This window comes from Saccharopolyspora hattusasensis (assembly GCF_050972075.1).
In the GTDB taxonomy this organism is placed as follows: Bacteria; Actinomycetota; Actinomycetes; order Mycobacteriales; family Pseudonocardiaceae; genus Saccharopolyspora; species Saccharopolyspora hattusasensis.
Genome location: NZ_JBPCDC010000001.1, coordinates 1,687,900 through 1,704,039, shown reverse-complemented (window position 1 = coordinate 1,704,039; position 16,140 = coordinate 1,687,900). Strand labels below are relative to the sequence as shown.

The window sequence follows — 16,140 nt, the reverse complement described above, 5'->3', positions numbered from 1 at the left end:
TCCCTGGACTGTGGGTGCCCCTCCTTATGTATGTCCAACGCCTGCTATGGCACTCACCGACACCACCCACCAGAACGAGAGAGAGGCCTGACCAAGTGCGGATTCCGGTTTCCTGGTTGGCCGAGCACCTTGAGCTGCCCGAGGAGACGACCGCGGAGACGCTGGCCGAAGCGTTCATCCGGATCGGGTTGGAGGTCGAGGAGGTCGCCCACCTGACCCAGGTGCGCGGGCCGCTCGTGGCCGGTCGTGTCGCCGAGATCGAGGAACTCAACGAGTTCAAGAAGCCGATCCGGTTCTGCCAGGTCGAGGTCGGCGAGACCGAGACCGGCGAGCAGCGCGTGCAGGGCATCATCTGCGGTGCCCGCAACTTCCAGGAGGGCGACCTGGTCGTGGTCGCGCTACCCGGTGCGGTGCTGCCCGGCGACTTCGAGATCACCTCGCGCAAGACCTACGGCAAGGTCAGCGAGGGCATGATCTGCTCGGCCAAGGAGCTGGGCATCGGCGAGGACCAAGACGGCATCCTGGTGCTGCCGCCCGGCTCTGCCGACCCCGGCGATGACGCGGTCGAGCTGGTGGGGCTGGAAGACTCGATCATTGAGCTGTCCATCACCCCGGACCGCGGCTACTGCTTCTCGGTGCGCGGCCTGGCCCGCGAACTGTCCAACGCGCTGGACGTGCCGTTCGGCGACCCGGGCACCCGCCCGGTCCCGGCCGACGACCGGCCGTCGCGCGGCGTGGAGCTGCGCGACCCGAGCGCCTGCCAGCGGTTCGTGCTGCGCCGGGTCACCGGCGTCGACCCGACCGCGCCGAGCCCGTGGTGGATGCGCCGCCGCCTGGCGCTGGCCGGGATCCGCTCCATCTCGCTGGCCGTGGACGTCACCAACTACGTGATGCTCGAACTCGGCCAGCCGCTGCACGCGTTCGACACCGCGAAGCTGACCGGCGACCTGGTGGTGCGTCGCGCCGAGCAGGGCGAGAAGCTGACCACCCTGGACGGCCTGAGCCGCGAACTGGACCCGGACGACATCGTGATCGCCGACGAGTCCGGCCCGGTGTCGCTGGCCGGGGTGATGGGCGGCGAGTCCACCGAGATCAGCCACAACACGCACGACGTGCTGCTGGAGGCGGCGAACTGGGCTCCGGCCAGCATCGCCCGCACCATCCGCCGGCACAAGCTGCCCAGCGAGGCGGGCAAGCGGTTCGAGCGGTCGGTGGACCCGGCGATCGCCGCGGTGGCCACCGAGCTGGCCGCGCAGCTGCTGGTCCGCTACGGCGACGGCACCATCGCGCCGGGCCGCACCGACGTCGGCGAGCCGAAGCGGCCCGAGCCGGTGACCATGCCGCTGGCGCTGCCGGACAAGATCGCCGGGGTGTCTTACGAGCGCGGCGTGACCGCCCGGCGGCTGGGCCAGATCGGCTGCCGCATCGAGGTCGGCACCTCCGACCTGGGAGTCGGCCTGGTGACGGCGACCCCGCCGACCTGGCGGCCGGACCTGAAGCAGCCGTATGACCTGGTCGAGGAAGTGCTGCGCCTGGAGGGGTACCACACGATCCCCTCGGTGCTGCCCGCCGCGCCGCCCGGGCGCGGGCTCACCGCCCTGCAGCGCCGCCAGCGCGCGGTGTCCCGCGCGCTGGCCGGTGAGGGCTACGTCGAGGTGCTGCCGTTCCCGTTCGTCGGAACGGCGATGCTCGACGCCTTCGGTCTCGCCGAGGACGACCCGCGGCGGCGCACCATGTCGGTGCTCAACGCGTTGGAGAGCGACCGGGCGCTGCTGACCACGACGCTGCTGATCGGGTTGGCGGAAACGTTGCAGCGCAACGTTTCCCGCGGCCAGCGCGATCTCGCGCTGTTCCACATCGGACAGGTCGTGCAGCCCGCGGAGAACCAGCCCGTGGTGCCGGAGGTCGGCGTCGACGGACGTCCCACCGACGAGCAGATCGCCGCGCTGCACGCATCGCTGCCGGCGCAGCCTGCACACGTCGCCGTGATGCTGGGCGGCCAGCGCGAGCAGGCCGGTTGGTGGGGCAAGGGCCGCGAGGTGAGCTGGGCGGACGCGGTGCAGGCCGCGCGTGTGGTCGCCGCGGCGGCGGGGGTGGAGCTGAACATGGCCGCGGGCGAGCTCGCGCCGTGGCACCCGGGCCGGTGCGCGCAGCTGAAGGTCGGCGAGACCGTGGTCGGTCACGCCGGTGAGCTGCATCCGAAGGTCGTCGAGGCGCTGGGCCTGCCGAGGCGGACCTGCGCGATGGAGCTCGACCTGGACGCCCTGCCGTTGTCCGACCGCCGCCCGGCGCCGCAGATCTCGGCGTACCCGCCGGTGCTGATGGACATCGCCTTGGTGGTGGACGATGGCGTGGCCGCGGCCGACGTGGTCGACGCGGTCCGTACCGGCGGCGGCGAGCTGCTGGAGGATGTGCGGCTGTTCGACGTGTACGCGGGCGAGCAGTTGGGTGAGGGCAAGAAGTCGCTGGCCTTGGCGCTGCGCTTCCGGGCTTCGGACCGGACCCTGAAGCAGGAGGAGGCCACCGAGGCCCGCGACGCGGCGGTGCGCGCCGCCACCGAGCGTCTCGGCGCCGGCCTCCGAGCGTGATTGTTCTGCCGCAATTTCCATTGAAATTGAAGGTCTGATTTCAATGGAACTTGCGGTCTTGGCCGTCAGGGAGTCGCCGTGGTCAAGCTCGATCGGTTGATCAACGTCCTCGGCGGCTTCGGGGCCCGGTTGGGCAGCCCGCCCCGGAGCAGGTCGACGGAGCTGCGTTCGGTGGCGCTGCACGACCCGGCCGATCCCGCCCCGGGTGGTGAGGACGTGCTGCTCGCCGTCGGCGTCGAGGCGAGCGGGGCGGCGGAACTGCTCTCGGCAGCCCACGCCAGCGTCGTCGTGTTCCGCTGCGCCGAACTCGACGAGCAGGCGCTCGCGGCGGCCCGGGAACGAGACGTGACGGTCGTGCTCGTCGACCCGGCCGTGTCGTGGGGGCAGCTCGCGGGCGTCGTCTACGGGCTGGTGCTGGAAGGCCGGGAAACCGAGGCCGGGCGGGGCCCGACCGACCTGTTCGCGCTGGCCGACGCGCTCGCCGACTCCGTCGGCGGCCCGGTGACGATCGAGGACCACCGTTCCGGCGTGCTCGCGTATTCCAGCCGGCAGCACAGCGCCGACCGCGCCCGGATGGCCACGATTCTGGGGCGGCAGGTGCCTGCGGAGATCCGCCGGAAGCTCGTCGAGCGCGGGGTTTTCCGGCACCTGGAGACTTCCGACGAGCCGATCTTCGTGGCTCCGCTGGAACCGGAGTCCGTGCACGGCCGGGCCGTGGTGGCGGTCCGCGCGGGCAAGGAACTGCTGGGCTCGATCTGGGTCCTGACCGAGCACGAGCTCACCGGCGCCCACCAGGCCGCGCTGGTCAGCGGCGCTCGCACCGCCGCGCTGCACCTGCTGCGCGCCCGGGCCAGCGCTGACCTGGAGCGGCAGGTCGAATCCGACCTGGTCATCGGCCTGTTGGAGGGGCATGCGGACGCCGCCGCGGTGCTGAGCCGTCTGGGCCTGCGCAGCAGAAGGCACCGCGTGGTGGCAGTGCAGGTGCACGTCGGCGGCGCGCCGGAGGCCGTCCCGCTGCTCGCGTTCGAGCGCGCGACAATGGGCTTCGGCTGGTCACGACCCGGCCGCAGCGCCCTGTTCGCGAACACCGTCTACACGATCCTGCCGCACGAGGATGCCGAGCCCGCCTGCGAATGGGCGCGGGCCCTGGTCCGCGAGCTCGCCGGCGACGCTACGGTCCTCGTCGGCGTGGGTGGACCGGCCGAGCCGATGGAGCTGGTGGACAGCAGGCGGGAAGCCGACGAGAGCCTGGCGATCCACGCGAAGAGGGCGGACCGGGTCCCGGCCGTGGTTTACGACGCCGCGTGGCACGAGATCATGCTGCGGCGGCTGCGGCACGCCGCAGCGACCGGCCGCGCCCCGGATCGCGGCCCGGTGGTCGAGCTCCGCCGCCACGACCGCGAGCACGGCACCAGCTACGTCGAAACGCTTCGCGCCTGGCTGGAGTGCCAGGGCGATTTGGGCGCTGCGGCGGCGAGGCTGGGGGTCCACCCGAACACGGTCCGGTACCGGATGCGAAAGATGGCCGAGCTGACGCCGCTGGTTCTCGACGATCCCGACGCCAGGCTCGCGATGATCATCGCGCTCGCAGTGTAGTCGGATTCGGCCAATCGGGTGGCCGGGATTTGTGGGATTCCGACACTGGCCGGGCGGCGCGGACCGGGCAGGCTCCACCTCAGGACGTTTGAGGAGGAAGCATGCGCGAGGACGGGATCGACGGGGTTCCGCGCCGGGCCGTGGTGGTCGGTGCCGGCGTGGTCGGCTTGTCGACCGCTTGGTTCCTGCAGGAGCACGGCGTCGAGGTCACGGTGCTGGACCGCGACACAGTGTTGGACCGGAAGGCGGGGGCGGCCGGCGCGTCTTGGGGCAACGCCGGTTACCTGTCGCCGGGTTTCTCGATCCCGCTGCCAGAGCCGGGCGTGCTGCGCTACGGGCTGCGGTCGCTGTTCGACCGCGACGCCCCGCTGTACGTGCCGACCTCGGTGGATCCCGGCCTGTGGTCGTTCCTCATCGGTTTCGCCCGGCGGTGCACGCCCCGGGCCTGGCAGCGGTCGATGCGCGCGTTCGTCCCGATGAACGCGGAGTGCCTGGACGCCTTCGACGCGCTCACGGCGGGCGGGGTGTCCGCGCCGACCGTGCCGGCGCCGATCACGGCGGCGTTCGAGAAGCCCGAGCAGGTCGCCGAGCTGCGGCACGAGTTCGAGCAGATCCGCCGCTGCGGCCAGGAAATCGAAGTCCACGAACTGTCCACTTCGGACGTTGATGTGCCGCAGCTGTCGTCGCGCATCGCGGCGGTGCTCCGGGTGGAAGGGCAGCGTTACGTCGACCCGGGCGAGTTCACCCGGAGCCTGGCGAAGGCGGTGGTCGAACGCGGCGGCAAGCTGCGCGCCGGGTTCCGCGTGCGGGACGTGCTGCGCGGCTCCGAACAGGTGATCGTCAAATCCGAGCAGGAGGAGCGGGTGTCGGCCGAGGCGGTCGTGCTGGCCACCGGATCCTGGCTGAGCCGCCTGGCGAAACCGCTGGGTGTCCGCACCCCGGTGCGCGCCGGGCGCGGCTATTCCTTCACGGTCCCGACCGAGCAGCCCGTTCCCGGCCCGATCTACCTGCCCGCGGTGCGCGTCGCCTGCACGCCGTACCAGGGCGGGCTGCGGGTGGCGGGAACCATGGAGTTCCGCCCGGCGGACGACCCGCTGGACCGGGGCCGCATCGAGGCGATCGTGCGCTCCGCGCGACCGCTGCTGCAGGGCGTCGGCTGGGAGGTGCGCCACGACGAGTGGGTCGGCGGCCGGCCGGTGACGACCGACGGACTGCCGCTGATCGGGCAGACGAAGATGTCCGGCGTCTACGTCGCGGGCGGCCACGGCATGTGGGGCCTGACGTTGGGGCCGCTAACCGGCCGTCTGCTGGCGGAGCAGATCGCCACCGGCAAGCGCCCGGCGCTCCTGCGACCGTTCAACCCGCTGCGATGAGCATCGACCTGACCTCGGCGGAACGAGCGGAACTCGACCGGCTCCGCCGGGAGAACCACCTCCTGCGAGTGGAGAAGGAGATGCTGCTGCGAATCGCCACGGAATACGCCCTGGAGCGGGCCCAGGGTTATGCGAAATCTGGGCTCAGCCCGGATCGCTGTGGGTGAACCCGGGTGGCCCCGTCCTCGCCAGGACGGGGCCACCCGAGACGATTACGCGGCTGTGCCGCCATTGGCGTCGGGCTCGATCACGGCGGCGAGGTCGTTGAGCGCTGCCACCACCACATTCCAGGCGATCCGAACGGTGTCGTCCTTGGGTGAGTAGGACTGGGTCCACTGCTTCTTCGGGTGGACCAGGTTGCGGTGGTCGCGGAGAACGTGGGCGTAATCCGTGACGTCCTTGGCGATCCAGCCCTTCTCCTGCGCGAGGTTGATCAAGGATTGCAGGTGGTCGGTGGGCGCTTTGCCGGTCCCGCCGTGCATGCTCAGCGCAACATCGTAGAGCACGCCTTCCAAGACGCTGCCGAGCATGATGATCGCGGCTGTGGGGGCACCCGATTGCCAGCAGACGTGCGCCTCGTCGAGCCGGGCCTGCAACTGGCTGCCGAAATCGCCGGCGCTCACGAGCTTGGCGATGCTCGTGGTCAAGGCGACCGGGGTATCGCTGGCTGGGCGGGAGAGCGTTGCCTGGTGCTCGACGATTTGCGGTTTGGTTCCGGCGAAGGTGACGCGGTAACCCTCGATCTCCAGCAGCTCGTTGAGCTCCGCTACGACGACTTCCCAGATCTCTTTCTCGCCGAGGTACTCCCTGGGGTCCGCCAGCCGGAGAACGACCGCGCGGATCCAGTCGGGGTCGTTGCGGTGTTCCTGCAGGCGCTCCAGCACCCAGGGCTTTCGGTAGCCGTCGAGCTCACCAGCATCGGACAGGCCAGCGGCGCGGAAGAACTTTTCGATCTCGAAGCCGCGCCGGTGGTAGGGCGTGCTGTCGTCGCCGCAGATCAATGCGGCCAGTCCGGCCAGCACGTTGTCGTCCAGATGCAGGTTCGGCGGGTTTTGCCCGGTCACCATTCCTCCTGATGATCGTCGTTTTCGGTGTCGAGTTCGACGGGCCGCCACCCGGTGTCAGGGCCGTTCTCGCGGTGGCCGGGTTCGATTCCCTTGGCCTTCAGCTCCGCCCAGATCGGTGCCAGCTCCCGGTCCGGATTCGCGGTGAACTCGCTTTCCCGGATACGGATCGTCGTCCATCGCATTCGGGCGAGCTCCCGATCTCGGCGAGCGTCGTTGTCCTGCTGTTGCGGGTTCGCGTGCCACAAATGTCCATCGCACTCCACCGCGAGCCGGCCGCGGTCACCGACGACGACGAGATCCAGTCGCCGGGACCCAACGGGGTACTGCGGGACCACGTGGTAGCCCCGCTTCTTGATCTCCAGGAACACCCGCTGCTCGAACAATGAGTCGAACAGCCTGTGGTGCTTGTCCGGGCTGACTTCGTCGATCGCGGGGGAGGAACCGAACACCGACGGCGGGTCCTGCATGTACGACAGCAACGAGGCACGCAGGTCCATCGGCTTGAACTGATCCAGGTCCAAGGAGGTGAACAACCACATCTGGTCTCGTGCTCGGCTCGCGGCCACGTTGAACGCCTGCCGGAACGACTCGGCGCTGATTTGATGCGGGGGCGTGGCAACCACGAGCGACAGCATCACGACGTCGCGCTCATCACCCTGGAAGTTCGGCGCCGTCCCAACGCGGATCTGGCGTTCTTGTCGTTCTTCCGGGGTGAATTTCTCGTTGATCAGGTTTTCCAGGAGTTGGATGTGCGCGTTGGCGGTGCGCAGCACCACGACGCCGAACGATTTGCCGGCATACGCTGGATCGTCGATGCAAGAACGCAACGTCTCGACGATTTTCTGCGCCTCGGTTTCGTTTCGGATCCTTGTTTCCCTCCCCGTGGTGACCGCATTGTCCACTTTGGTTACCTTGAGCGGGGGGAGACTGTCGCCGCTGCGTTCGCGCAGCGGAATCAGACCAGACGCACCGGATCCGTCGTCGTAGAACTGATCCGAGGACCACTTGATGATCTCGGGGACACAGCGGAAATGCTCCCGGAGGCGGATGAGCGCGTCTTTGCCGGAACGCGCGGAGAGCACTTCGTACAAATGGGACTTCGGGGTGAAGAGGCGGCGGATGTCCTCATCCAGGTCGGCGAGGTGTTCGTCGAGCTTGGAGAAGACGGTGTCCAGCCGCCCCAGCGCACTCGCGCCCGGGGTGCACTGCTTGTCGTCACCTACCACGATGATGCGCGGTGCCATCCACAGCAGGTACAGGTGCTCTATCCCCACCTGGCTCGCCTCGTCGACGATCAACACGTCGAACCTGTTGCGCTCCGCCGCGATGTTCTCCAGCAGGTTCGGGAGCGGAACGACCCACGCTGGAACGGCGTCCTGGGCCTTCTGCATGGCGGCGCGAGCGGAGCGCCGGAACTCCCTGGTCTTCGTTCCCGTGCCGGCCCCGATGTTCGACACGTGCGAGCGGTAGGTGTTGAGCGCTCGCACATGGTCGTCCGACATCCCATCAAGGCAGCCGCGAACGGCTTCGACCGCGACCAGCCGTTCGGTGACGTGTTCGATCCGGTCTTCGATGCGGGTGAACTCTTCAGTCAGCTGGCGTTCCGCAGAAGCGTCGCGTCGCTGCTGCATGAACTGCTCAGCACGCGACCAGGCCCACGCCGCGCGGACGTCGCGTCGCTGCCACACCGGATCGCCCGCGGTGCGGACCCATAGATCAGCCAGCTCGAAGTGTGCAGTCTTGAGCGTCCTGGTCAGCTTTTGGCATCGGAGTTCATCGTCCCGTTCAGTCCGTGCCGTCTGCAGGTCAGCTAGGTGCTGGGCATAACCTTGCACATCCCGCTCGCCGATCGCGGCGAGCAGAGCGGCGAGTTCCGGGCAAGCGTCGGCACGTTTGGCCCAGGCATCGACTCTGCGGTAGAGGTCGTGCACACGGTTGCGTGCTTGTTCCAGCAGCTGTTGCCGCTTCGCTGCTGGCACCGCGTGCAGCACGTCCAAAAGCGTTGGGAGATCTGGGATTTCTTGCTCGATCTTGTGGTCCGCAAGAGTCTTGGTTACTAGGTCGAAGAGATCTCCCAAACGCATCGCAGCGTCGAGCAGTTCGGAGTTGTCGGCCAACTCCGACAGCATGACGGTGACCTGCCCGGTGGTGACCGTTACCCCGACATCTGCCCACTTGGCGGCGAGCTGAACGGTCGCGACTTCGGCCTCGATGTGATCGAGAGCGGCCTTGAGTTGTTCCTGTGTCGCCGGAAGCGCACCGTCCACCCGAACTTTGTCGAGCAGTTCCTGGGCGTTCTTCTGCACCTTCTTCGGCGGGAACAGGTGGCGCAGTTTGCCCCCGTTCTCGAAGTGCTCTAGCAGCGCATATCCGGCCCGGAGCCAGCCGCGTGCCACACCGAGATTTTCCTGCGTGATCGTCGGTTTGTTGACCACGAAGCCCGTGCCTTGCTCGGCGAGGCGCTCCTGCAGGTTCCTGGCCTCGTCGCGCACCTCCAGGAGATGCGACCACAGGCCGGAGTTTCGACGGCCAAGTCTGTCGCGGACGGCCTTGGCGACCCATTCCTGCTCGAATGAGGCATTCGCTGTCGCGTAGCAGCATTCCTGGAGAACCTGGCGAAGCTCCGGGCCCAGCTGGTGGAGCAGGTTCAGTTCCTTCTCAGGCAGCCGAGCGAGTTCACGTCCTGGGCCGCTGGCCGCTTGTTCGGCGGCCTCCATGGCTTGCCGCTCCTCCCGCACGTGCGAGTTCAACTCGCTCGGCGACGGAAGTTCTTCGGCAGCGGGTATCTCCTGATTGACCCGGTTGGCTCGTCCCGCTGTGCGATTCGCCAGCAGATTGCGCAGTTCGGTCAGATCGGCTGCGGCAAGCGGAGGTATGTCCTGGGCGCTTCCAGGGACGGGCGGCATCCAGGCGTGGATTTCGCCGTCGTCGAGGACCTCTCGCACGATGTCGGCCAGTGTTCCCCGGTAACGGTTGGGGTCGTAGCCGGGCACGACTGGCGGGAACTGGGCCTGTTCGGTCTCGCGGAGCTTCGCGATTCTGGCGTTCAGTTCGGCGCTGTTGCGGCGGAGCCGATCCCGTTCCGCCCGCAGCGTGACGGCTTCTTGAGAGAGCTTGTTGCGGTCGGTAGCGGCGACGGCCTGCGAAAGCGCATCCAGGCCGCGTTCCAGCTCGACTGCCGCGTCCTTGCTTCCGCCGGCGAGCAGTACGCAGAGCTTGCTGACTTCGTCGGGGATCTTCTTCCGCAGCACCCGCAGTGCTTGGTCTTTCTGGCTGGTGACCAGCACACGCTGGCCTTGGGCGAGCAACGCCGACACGAGGTTGGCGATGGTATGTGTTTTCCCGGTCCCAGGCGGGCCTTGGACGACCACGCCCGTTTCGGTGCGCAGCAGTTCGAGCACGCGCGACTGCTCTCCGTTGGCCGGCAGCGGAAAGAGCGGATCCGCGCCGAGCAGGTCGCCGCGCTCGGCGCCTTGGGAAGACAGCCATTGGTCGCGTTCGTGACGCTCGGTGTTGGTGACCAGCTGCGCCAGCGCTACCGGTACCGGCGTGCCGGGATCCCGGAGTTTCTCGGCAATGCGCTGGTATGCCTCGGAGACCAGCACGGACGTCCGGCGCTGCAGCAGCAGCGCCGGCGACGGGCTGAAGGTGAGGACTTCCGGCAGGGCCGAACCCCGGCCGGGCCGGGCGGCGACTTCGGCGATGCCTCTGCTGAGAGCGGAACCGGCCCACTCCCGAATCGAGCGCAACGTTTGTTCGGCGGGAATCGGCGTGATCGAGGTCTTGAGCTCGTTCTTGAGCTCTCTGGCTCGGTCTGGCCGGTACTCCGGGAGCCCGTCGAACAGTTCGCGGTCTTCGAAGCGCCGTTTTCCCGGTATTCGGGTGACGGTCACCTTGCCGGACTTGTCCAACGTGGGAACGGCCTGTTCCACCAGGACATGCCGGAACAGGGTTTCGCCGTTCGGTGAGCGCAGGCTGAAGAGCCCGACGGCCAGGACGAACTCGAACTCGTCGTCCTTCTGCTCAAGTGTCCGGGCTGCTTTTTCGAGCGTCTCGTACAGTTCCCGCTGGCCCGTCCGGCGACGTTCCTCTTCGGCCCAGGCTCGCCAGCGCGCAAGCCAGATCTGGAAGCTTCGAACGATCTCCGGTCCGTCCTCGGCATCACTTTCAAGGAAGTCCGAGCCATCCTCGTTGCGCAGCTTCGGCTCGGGGCCAGAAGCCACGCTCGCCTGGTGGAGATCGATGAACTCCCGCAGCTGGTCGGGTATCGGAGGTGCCGCAACATTGGGCACCGGACGCACTTGCAGCAGCACTTGTTCGGCCGCGGGGGCTGATTTGACGCCGGCTGGGAGGTCGTCGAACCAGATGGTGGTAGTTGGGGCATTCGGATGTTTTCCGGAAATGTCGCGCAGCGGGTTCCGGCTCGCCGCACTGGTCAAATCCGCGAGGTAGTTGACCAGGCTTGCGGTCTTGCGCAGGGCTTCGGACTCGCGTCCTCCAGCCGAGGCCATGAAGTCTCCTCTTCGTAGGCAACAGGACAGAATGCAGACCTCGAAGTGGATGTTCAAGGCTGAATGCGAAAGTTGGGACCGTTTTGGGCTGACATAGCCTGTTTGGGGTAACGCCTTGGACGGCAGGGCCGAGTCGAATCCCGTTGACGCGCGCGGCCGGAGTGGATCTTTCCCCCGGCTGCAGGGGTATCTCCGGCGGTGTTTGGAGCAGTCCGGCTAACGGGCGGCCGCGCAGGACTTCTTCGGCTGCGGCACGCAGGGGTCGGCGCCGCCGGTCATCGGCGAGTGAGGTTGTGGGCCACGAACTCGGTCGCGGTGATGCCCATCAGCACGAGGTACTGGGCCCCGCCGCACAGGAACTCCGGGTCGCGCAGGTGGCCTTCCTCGCGGAAGCCGAGTTTGCCATGCAGCGCAAGGGAAGCGAGGTTGCCGTCGTAGATCCCGACCTCGCATTTGCGGTAGCGGCCCCGCCCGAACATGTACGCGAGCAGGGTGCTGATCGCGTCGTCGGCGTAGCCGCGCCGGCGGTGCTGCGGGCCGATCCCGATGCCGTAGCTGAACCGGCCGGAACCGGGTTCGGCCTGGCTGGTGAACATCGAGCCGACCAGGGTCCGGTCGTGCAGCGTCTCGATGGCGAGCTGGATGTCGTCGCCGGATTCCGGGTGGTTCGCCCGGTGCGCCGCCCAATGCCGGAATCCGTCGAACTTCGGGAAGTGCTCGCGCGAGGACTCCCGGTCGAACCGCATCAGGGTGCGCCGGTCCGCAGGCTCGACCCGCCGCAACCGCACCCGCCGACCGACCGGACTCGACGTCGAATCGCGGTGGGCCACCTTGCCGGGGCGGGGTGGGGTCATCGTCATCGGCAACGATGATGCCGGTCGGCCCCCATCGATCTTGAAGCGGGGTGCCGGAACACCGGGCGCGGGACCGTCTCGTTAAGGCCGGGGTTCCCGTTCATGCGCCCGAAATCCCGGGTTCGGCGGAGAGTGCCGGCCCGATCGCTGAAAGTCCGCAGGCGAGCATGCGCAAGTCCGGATTCCGGAGTCTTTGTGGCGCAGCACAACCGCGGCCAACACGTCCTGCACATGCCGCGACTGCGGGCACGCGGCGGCGGACAACCGCGACGACCAGGAGAGTCCGCGTGCGCCTCGGTACGGCGTCACCAGTTTCGGGTGCTGTCGAGCCGGAGTTGTTTCTGGACTACGGCGGTGGCCTTGCGGACGGCGGACTCGTCCACGTCGAAGGCAACGGCTGCGTCGGGGTAGGTGGCCTTTGCGGCGCCGGACCAGTAGCGGATCGCCCGGTCGACGGTCGCCGCGATGACCCGGGGTGAGAACCGGGTGACGAGGTCGTCGGGGCTCGGGAGGCGCCACCAGGCCGCCAGGCAGCGGGCGGTGAAGGTCAGGCCGTGGCGCACGGTCGTGCGGTCGAGGAGGAGGCCGGCCACGGTGTCAAGCTTCTGACGCGCGGGTGGAGCGTGGGTGACTGGCTTGAGTCTCATCCGGGCGGCCATCCCGAGATGCCAGGGGGCCGCGTAGGGGAAGATTTCTTCCAGGAGCCGATCGGGTGACCACAGCAGCAGGTACGGGAAAGCGCCGTGGTCGGTGTAAAGCGCGCCCGCGGTGCCGCCGCGTTGTCCGGCGACCGGATGGTCGTAGTTCTGGCAAGTGAATTTCATCAGCGTGTGGCCGGTGGGGACGCCGACTCCGCGCAGGGCGCCGACGCTGCCGTAGACGCGGGTGAGAGCGGCCAGCGGAGAGTCCGGAGCGATGAGCCCGGCGAGTTTCCGGTTTTCACCCGCGGCGAGGTAGTTCCAGAATGCCGCGGCTTCTAGTTCCTCGGCCTTGCCCGGCAGAACCGGCTGGGCGGGGAGGTGTTTTGGGCGTGCCGTGGAGACCGGGGCGGCCGGCCGGGCGACGGGCTGCTTGCGGTCGGCTCGCGGGGGTGCGGCCACCTTGTCTTTCGCAGGCACTGTTTTAGGCGTCTTGCCGGGTTTTTCCCGCGTCGGCTGGGCGGCTTGGTTCCGGGATGGCGGCGCAGGCGCAGCCGGCGGCGGCGGCGTTTTGGCGGGGGAACAGACAGTGCACCCGAGGTGGGTCTTGGTCGCCACCAGCGGCGCGTGGGCGTCGCAGTTCGGGCACCGAGTGGGGGCGAGGTCACTCACCAATGGCAGGTAGTCGAAGACGACGGGCCAGCGGCGGTCGCCACGCCGGATATCGGTGGTCAGACGCCAGGCGGGCACGTCGATGATGTGCAGCCGGTAGGGCCGCAGCTTGTGCTGGTGGCGGTATTTCTCGCCGATCTCGGCCAGCCGTCGATCACGCTCGGCGATCGTGGCCTGGGCGCGGGCGTCCAGCAGGGCCGCGCGGTCTGGATCGGCATCGGTGCGTCGTTTGTCGATGGCGGCGAGCGCCGCGGCATAGTACTCGCTGGCCCGGGTGGTCTCGGCGGCGCGCTCGGCATCCGCCGTCTGGGCCAGTACCCGGCCTCGCGACGCGGCCGCCTCGTCGAGTACCGAATGCGTGGCGGCTAGCGCCGGGATCAGGGCGTTTCCCGGGACGTGGCGCGCGGGCCCAGTGTCGGTGACGGCGATGGCGTCTCGCACCCGCGCCGCGGCTTGCTCGGGCCAGGCGATCAGCGACGCGACGTCGAGCAGGCATTCGGAGACTTCGGTGAACTGCTCCTCGGCCGAGACGGTGTGGCTGACCAGCGCGCCCAGTCGCAGCGTCGCACGATGGGTCCGGATCGGTGCGCCGGTCGCGTCGATCCGGCCGTGGTCGACAGGCATGCGGTCGCGGATCAACGCCAGCAGGTCTTCGGTGGACATCGGTTTCGAGCCGTGGGGCAGGGTGAGCGTCCCGACGTCGGCGGCGTCGATGACGGCTCCGGCGGCCTTGTCGATCTCGGGATGTCCGGCGCCGAGGAACTGCACGCCATCTTCCCGGGCGATGTCCGGATCATCGGTGATCAGCGTGGACTCCGGCAGGTCGTGCGCGGCGGCCAGTTGGTCGGGCAGAACCGTCAGCACCGCCTCGCCCGAGGGTTCCCACAGCCCGCCCTGGGAGTCCAGGTAGTCCAGCCAGAAAGCGAAGGCGGGGTTGTGGCTGCCGGTCATTCGTTGTCCTCCCCGACCAGGGCATCGACATTGCGCCGATCCGCCACGTAGGACGTGCGTGCCGCCGCGAGTTCTTCGCCGATTTCGTCCATGCGGCGGGCGAAGGCGGATTCGTTCTCGGTCGAGGCGAAGGCTTCGAACACCGCCTTTTCGAAATCGAAATCCTCGTCGATCCGGCCAAGGATCATGTCGAGTTCCCCGACGACGAGCTCGAACATGTTGATTTTGGTCTCCAGAACGTGCAAGATCCGTTCCTCGATGGTTCCCCGGCAGGCCAGGTTGGTCAGCAGCACATCGTGGGTCTGGCCGACCCGGTGCAGGCGGCCGAGGCGCTGTTCGATCTGCATGGGGTTCCACGGCAGGTCAAGGTTGATCATGACGTGACAGAACTGGAGGTTGCGTCCTTCGCCGGCGGACTCCGTGGACAGCAACACCTGTTCGGTGTCGCGGAAGGCTCCGATCACCCGCTCTTTCTCTGCCCGGGGCAGGCCGCCGTGGTAGACGACGGCGCTGATCCCCGCCGCCCGTGCCGCTTCGGCGACCGTGTCCAGGGTCTGCCGGAAAGCGGTGAACACCAGCACCTTCTCCTTGCGTGCCGCGTACTCGCCCAGCTTCGCCGTCAGCAGGCGAAGTTTGGCCGGATAGGTGATCGACTTCGCCGTGGCCGCCAGATCGGTCCAGCCGAGTTTGGTCATGGTCGGCGCGGCCGCCGCCGGTGTGGAACCGGCCAGCCTGGCGACCGAGCGCAGCGCCAGTCGCCGTGCGGCGGGCGCTTCCTTGGCCTCGATCCGGATCCGCTCGGTCAGCTCCGCATACAGAGCCTGCTCGTCGGCGTCCGGGGTGACCAGCGTGGTTTCGGCGAGGCGTTGCGGTAGCCGTAGCGCGACCTCGCTGCGCCGGTGGCGCACCATCACCTGACGGGTCCGGCTCCGCAGCTCAGCCAGGTTGCGGGGGCTGTTCACGTCGCCACCGGCGGCGACATGGCGGGAGCGGAACTGCGCCGGCGTGCCGAGCAATCCGGGCGCGACGAGGGAAATCATCTCGTACAGATCCTGCAGGCGGTTTTCCACCGGGGTGGCCGTCAACAGCAGGAGGAACCGCGCACTCAGTGCCCGGATAAGTTTTCCCGACGCGCTGCGCGCGGACCGCAGCCGGTGTGCCTCGTCGGCGATCACCAGGTCCCATCCGGCGCCGGTGAGTTCGGCCTTCAGCGGGTCCCGGCGGGCCGCGGCCAGCGAGACCAGCAGCACCGGCCGGTTTCCGCGTTCATCGATTGCCCGATCCTTGCCGGATATGATCGCGGTGGGCAGGCCGAATTTGCGTTCCAGTTCGTCCCGCCACTGCTCGACCAGGCCAGCTGGGGTGATCACCAATGTCCGGTCGGCCAAGCCCCGGAGTCGTAGCTCGGAGGCGATCAGTCCGGCTTCGATGGTCTTGCCCAGCCCGACCTCGTCGGCGAGGATCGCCCGGCCTCTCATGCGCCGCAATACGGTGGACGCGGTCTCCCGCTGGTAGTCGAACGGCTCGAATGCCAACTGCGGCAATGACAACAGAGTGTCGAACCCGGGCCGTCGCAACACCGAGACCGCCTGGTCCACCAGTGCCGAGCGGGCCGGGTCGACGGGCGCGGCCGGGGACAACTGGCCGAGTAGGCTGAGCAAGGTCTCGGGCAAGGTTTGCGGCCCGGCGTCCCCGGGATCATCGCTTTGCGTCACCAACATCCGTCCCACCATAGCGCGGACGACCGGTCGACCTGCTCAGCGGTGCTGCGACGGTGTTGTGGGAGGCTATCCAGGTGAGTCCGGTGAGTAAGGGACGCAAGCGCAAACCCGCGAAAGGCCGACGGAAGACCGGTGAACACCGCGCCCATCCGTCCGGATCGCTGTTCGG

9 protein-coding genes are annotated in these 16,140 nt (G+C 68.4%); 4 read left to right on the top strand and 5 right to left on the bottom strand.

The window, feature by feature from the left end:
- Positions 1–95: 95 nt before the first annotated feature.
- The 4 genes from pheT (at position 96) to ACRXBZ_RS07050 (ending at position 5,724) form a co-directional block, all read left to right on the top strand.
- Positions 96–2,588: a phenylalanine--tRNA ligase subunit beta gene (gene pheT / locus ACRXBZ_RS07065; RefSeq protein WP_433878349.1), complete on the top strand. Its 2,493-nt coding sequence runs from the start codon at positions 96–98 to the stop codon at positions 2,586–2,588.
- A 78-nt stretch (positions 2,589–2,666) separates the two neighbouring features.
- Positions 2,667–4,184, top strand: coding sequence for a PucR family transcriptional regulator (locus ACRXBZ_RS07060; RefSeq protein ID WP_433878348.1), 1,518 nt, complete (start codon positions 2,667–2,669; stop codon positions 4,182–4,184).
- Positions 4,185–4,285: 101 nt separating this feature from the next.
- Positions 4,286–5,557 carry an NAD(P)/FAD-dependent oxidoreductase gene (locus tag ACRXBZ_RS07055; RefSeq protein ID WP_433878347.1) on the top strand — a complete coding sequence of 424 codons (1,272 nt, stop codon included), beginning with the start codon at positions 4,286–4,288 and terminating at the stop codon, positions 5,555–5,557.
- Positions 5,554–5,724 carry a hypothetical protein gene (locus ACRXBZ_RS07050; RefSeq protein WP_433878346.1) on the top strand — a complete coding sequence of 57 codons (171 nt, stop codon included), beginning with the start codon at positions 5,554–5,556 and terminating at the stop codon, positions 5,722–5,724. The genes ACRXBZ_RS07055 and ACRXBZ_RS07050 overlap by 4 nt, the downstream gene beginning before the upstream one ends.
- Positions 5,725–5,769: 45 nt before the next feature.
- Here ACRXBZ_RS07050 and ACRXBZ_RS07045 read toward each other — a convergent pair whose 3' ends face one another.
- The 5 genes from ACRXBZ_RS07045 to ACRXBZ_RS07025 form a co-directional block, all read right to left on the bottom strand.
- A complete protein-coding gene (locus ACRXBZ_RS07045) occupies positions 5,770–6,621 on the bottom strand; it encodes a hypothetical protein (protein WP_433878345.1) in 852 nt (283 codons plus the stop codon).
- Entirely contained in the window at positions 6,618–11,135 is a 4,518-nt protein-coding gene (locus ACRXBZ_RS07040) for an AAA domain-containing protein (protein ID WP_433878344.1), read from the bottom strand. The genes ACRXBZ_RS07045 and ACRXBZ_RS07040 overlap by 4 nt, the downstream gene beginning before the upstream one ends.
- 275 nt (positions 11,136–11,410) lie before the next feature.
- Positions 11,411–11,995: a GNAT family N-acetyltransferase gene (locus ACRXBZ_RS07035; RefSeq protein WP_433878343.1), complete on the bottom strand. Its 585-nt coding sequence runs from the start codon at positions 11,993–11,995 to the stop codon at positions 11,411–11,413.
- 299 nt (positions 11,996–12,294) lie between these two features.
- The gene (locus ACRXBZ_RS07030) at positions 12,295–14,250 is read right to left on the bottom strand and encodes a hypothetical protein (protein WP_433878342.1); all 1,956 of its coding nucleotides are present in this window, start codon (positions 14,248–14,250) and stop codon (positions 12,295–12,297) included.
- Positions 14,247–15,971 (bottom strand): DEAD/DEAH box helicase, encoded by a 1,725-nt coding sequence (locus tag ACRXBZ_RS07025; RefSeq protein ID WP_433878341.1) that lies wholly within the window; start codon positions 15,969–15,971, stop codon positions 14,247–14,249. Before ACRXBZ_RS07025 ends, ACRXBZ_RS07030 begins: the two co-directional genes overlap by 4 nt.
- Positions 15,972–16,140 lie beyond the last annotated feature (169 nt).

Excerpts from the sequence above, each read along its gene's own strand:
- ACRXBZ_RS07040 (WP_433878344.1), bottom strand. The coding sequence starts at position 11,135 with ATGGCCTCGGCTGGAGGACGCGAGTCCGAAGCCCTGCGCAAGACCGCA.
- ACRXBZ_RS07035 (WP_433878343.1), bottom strand. The coding sequence starts at position 11,995 with ATGACGATGACCCCACCCCGCCCCGGCAAGGTGGCCCACCGCGATTCG.
- ACRXBZ_RS07055 (WP_433878347.1), top strand. The coding sequence starts at position 4,286 with ATGCGCGAGGACGGGATCGACGGGGTTCCGCGCCGGGCCGTGGTGGTC.
- ACRXBZ_RS07030 (WP_433878342.1), bottom strand. The coding sequence starts at position 14,250 with ATGACCGGCAGCCACAACCCCGCCTTCGCTTTCTGGCTGGACTACCTG.
- ACRXBZ_RS07025 (WP_433878341.1), bottom strand. The coding sequence starts at position 15,971 with ATGTTGGTGACGCAAAGCGATGATCCCGGGGACGCCGGGCCGCAAACC.
- ACRXBZ_RS07050 (WP_433878346.1), top strand. The coding sequence starts at position 5,554 with ATGAGCATCGACCTGACCTCGGCGGAACGAGCGGAACTCGACCGGCTC.